The organism is Microbacterium sp. ISL-103, from assembly GCF_018613995.1.
Taxonomy (GTDB): domain Bacteria; phylum Actinomycetota; class Actinomycetes; order Actinomycetales; family Microbacteriaceae; genus Microbacterium.
Map to the genome: position 1 here is coordinate 1 of NZ_JAGGPD010000642.1, position 3,364 is coordinate 3,364.

Annotated in this window: 4 protein-coding genes; 3 read left to right on the forward strand and 1 reads right to left on the reverse strand. The window is 66.6% G+C overall.

Annotation, left to right across the window (positions count from 1 at the left end; all coding sequences use genetic code 11):
- The 3 genes from J7E68_RS19030 to J7E68_RS19040 form a co-directional block, all read left to right on the forward strand.
- A partial coding sequence (locus J7E68_RS19030; protein ID WP_215175108.1) for an HNH endonuclease signature motif containing protein occupies nt 1-757 on the forward strand: 757 nt, incomplete at its 5' end.
- Between the two features lie 297 nt (nt 758-1,054).
- Complete coding sequence (locus tag J7E68_RS19035; RefSeq protein ID WP_215175109.1) at nt 1,055-1,603, forward strand: hypothetical protein; 549 nt, start codon at nt 1,055-1,057, stop codon at nt 1,601-1,603.
- A gap of 149 nt (nt 1,604-1,752) precedes the next feature.
- Complete coding sequence (locus J7E68_RS19040; RefSeq protein ID WP_311417429.1) at nt 1,753-2,445, forward strand: hypothetical protein; 693 nt, start codon at nt 1,753-1,755, stop codon at nt 2,443-2,445.
- A 60-nt stretch (nt 2,446-2,505) separates the two neighbouring features.
- Here the strand turns inward: J7E68_RS19040 and J7E68_RS19045 are convergent.
- Nucleotides 2,506-3,364, reverse strand: an 859-nt coding sequence (locus J7E68_RS19045) for a sugar-binding protein (RefSeq protein ID WP_215175111.1), incomplete at its 5' end; no start/stop codon positions are given.

Here is a 3,364-nt window from a genome sequence, read left to right on the forward strand (position 1 = left end):
GCGCGACGGGAACGTCCGCGCCGCGCGGGCTGCTGCGCGCGCCGGCCATGAGTTCGAAGCCGACACGCGCACGGTCGATGAGATCAGGGCCGACCTTCTCGCCGATCTGGTGCTCAGCGGCGATCCGACAGGGCACGACAGCGAAGACGGGTTGCTCGGCGCGATCCGCGGTCGCATCGAGGTCACCGTGCCGGTCACGACGCTGATCGATGGCGATGATGCTGCAGAAGACACGACCCAGGCGGCCGCGACGGGTTCGGCGTCCGCCGACGACTCGCAGCCACGCCGAGACCGCGAAGCGAGCCCGGCGGCCGAGCTCGACGGCGTGATTCCGATCGATATCGACACCGCACGCCGCATGGCCGGCCTCACATCCGGGTGGGATCGAGTTCTCACGCATCCGATCGGCGGGCATGTGCTCGTGGTCGATCGCTACCGACCCAGCCGCCACCTGCGGCGGCACCTGCGAGCTCGAGATCAGCGATGTCGCTTCCCGGGGTGCGGGATCGCGGCACGGAAGTGCGACCTCGACCACAACCACTCGGCGTCGACGGGCGGGTCGACGTGCGACACGAACCTCGCGTCGTTCTGCCGACGGCACCACGTACTCAAACATCACTCGCCCTGGCACGTCGAGCAGAAGCCGGGCGGTGTCGTCGAATGGACGAGCCCCATCGGCCGCACCTACGTCGACACTCCTCCTGCACCGAACACGGTCACTTTCACCGATTCGGATGCTGTTCGCGCGCCGTTCTGAGCGACGCCGCCCTCCGAGCCTCCGGGGCTGTGGACAACCGCGACGCCGCCACGCATGATTTCACTACGGTGGCGCGGTGACTCCTCCTCATTCGCGACTCCAATCCGCTCCCCTCCTCCTTCTACCGATGCTCGGCATCTTCCTTGCGACCTGGGCTTCGGCGGGATGTACACCGGTGACTGACACCGCACCCGACCGCGGCACGCCAGATACGCCCGCGCCCGATCCCGATGAGCCCCCACGAGAACAGGACGAGAGATGCACCTCGTATTCCGGCGGCGCGACGATCTGCGGAGGATGACCATGCACACGACAACGAAGCCCGAGCGCCGGGTCGCCGCGATCGGCGCCTCCCTTGCACTACTGACGTGCTCGCTTATCGGGTGCGCACCCGACCCGGCACCGACGCCCACCCCGACGCCCGCGTTCGCCAGCGAGGACGAGGCGTTCGCTGCCGCGGAAGAGGTGTATCGGGCCTACAACGAGGCGTTGAATGCGCGAAACCGAGGTGAGTCCGAGCCAGATCCACAGCAGTATCTGACGGGACCGGCGCTTGAGGGTGAATTAGACGCTCAGAACTCGCTCCAGGAGTGGGGACTGCATGCAAACGGTGAGGCGATTGTCTTGTCTTTCCGCGGCATCGAGGCAACCACTGGCGGTCCAACCACGGATGTGAGCGCCTACCTCTGTATTGATGTGTCGCTGTTGCGGGTGGTAGACGACACCGGGGCAGACGTGACTCCCGCCGAACGAGGCGACGTCGTTTCTCAGCTCGTGCGATTCACCGGAGATCGTGACCGCTTGCTGATCACGCACGAGGACTCGGCAGACGAGGCGTCATGCTGAACAGGATTGTTACCCTCTCCGCGGCTCTGACCCTGACCCTGGTCCTGGCGCTGACAACGCCGCCAACCGCCTTTGGCGCCACGTCCGGCTGCACCGGTTCGATCGACAAGATGGGTCTTTGCGGATCGACGGACGGAAACTCTCTCACCGTGTCCGGCACCCAGCAGCAGCCGGGCACAGACCGCACCGACGGGTCGGCGCCGCGCAACGCGGGGCCCCACGCGCCGAAAGCACCGTCGGAGCCGAGCGACGAGGCGAAAGAGTTCGCCGAGTGCATGAGCGACACGGGAACCACCCGGTGCGCACGGCTCCCCAACACGCCCGCTCACCCGGCGGCCACTCCCCCGACGCCGGCGAGACGGGCGATCACGATCACCGACCTGGTGCGGTTCGCTCCGGCATCCGTCCGTGCTGCGACCGAACCGGGCAACGTCGGAATCGCGGGGATGCCGACGAACTTCCTCGCCGCCGCCACCGTCCAGACCCAGAGCGGCGAGCTGTTCGGCTCTCCCCTGCGGGTGCGCTTCACTCCGGCCGGCTACGACTACACGTACGGAGACGGCCAGTCCGCCACGAAGACCGCCGCCGGACGCACATGGAAGGCGCTCGGCCAGGCACAGTTCACGCCGACACGAACCAGCCACATCTACCGGGAATCCGGCACCTACCTCGCAGACGTCGACATCCGCTACACGGCGGAGATCGATCTCGGCGCGGGGTGGCTCGCCGTCACCGGGCAGCTGACGACAGACGGCGCCCCTCAGCGGATCCGCATACTCGACGCCACCACGGCACTCGTCGCCCACACCTGCGACGAGGACCCCTCAGGAACAGGCTGCTAGACGCAGACGAGCCGCCCGGACCGAAGGTCAGGACGGCTCGTCGCTGTGAAGCGAGACTGCTTACTTGTAGGACTCGACGATCTCGAGGAGGCTCGGCACGTTGGCGTATGCCTCGGCCGCGTTCTCCTTGGTGACGATGATCGGGTCGAGCAGGTAGGCCGGAACGACCTTGGCGCCGTTGTCGTACGACTCCTCGTCGTTGACGTCGACGTCCTCGCCCTTCTGAAGCTGGCCGACCATCTTGATCGACTGCTCGACGAGCAGCGAGGTGTCCTTGTTGATCGTGGAGTACTGGATGCCCTCCATGATCGACTTCACCGACTCGACCTCGGAGTCCTGACCGGTGACGACCGGAACCGGCTTGCCGGCCTGCTGCACCGAGGTGATGATGGCGCGAGCAAGGGTGTCGTTCGGCGACAGCACACCGTCGACCACGGCGTCACCGCTGTACGACGAGGTCAGCAGCGTGTCCATGCGGTTCTGCGCGTTCTCCGGAAGCCATCCCTCGGTCGCGGTCTGCGCGATCTCGGTCTGACCCGACACGACGACGAGGTTGCCGTTGTCGATCTCCGGCTGGAGCACGTCCATGGCGCCGTCGAAGAAGACCTTCGAGTTGGCGTCATCCGGCGAGCCCGAGAACAGCTCGATGTTGTACGGAGCCTCGTGACCCGCGCGCTCGGCGAGGCCGTCGAGCAGAGCCTGGCCCTGCAGCTGGCCGACCTTGAAGTTGTCGAACGCGACGTAGTAGTCGACAGCCTCGGTGTTCTCGATGAGACGGTCGTACGCGATCACGTACGCGCCGGCATCCGTGGCAGCCGGCACCTGCGTGGCGAGCTGCTTGCCGTCCTTCGCGCCGATGATGATGACCTTGGCGCCGTTGGTGACCATGGCCTGGATCTGGTTCTGCTGCTCGGCGACC

Excerpts from the sequence above, each read along its gene's own strand:
- J7E68_RS19035 (WP_215175109.1), top strand. The coding sequence starts at position 1,055 with ATGACCATGCACACGACAACGAAGCCCGAGCGCCGGGTCGCCGCGATC.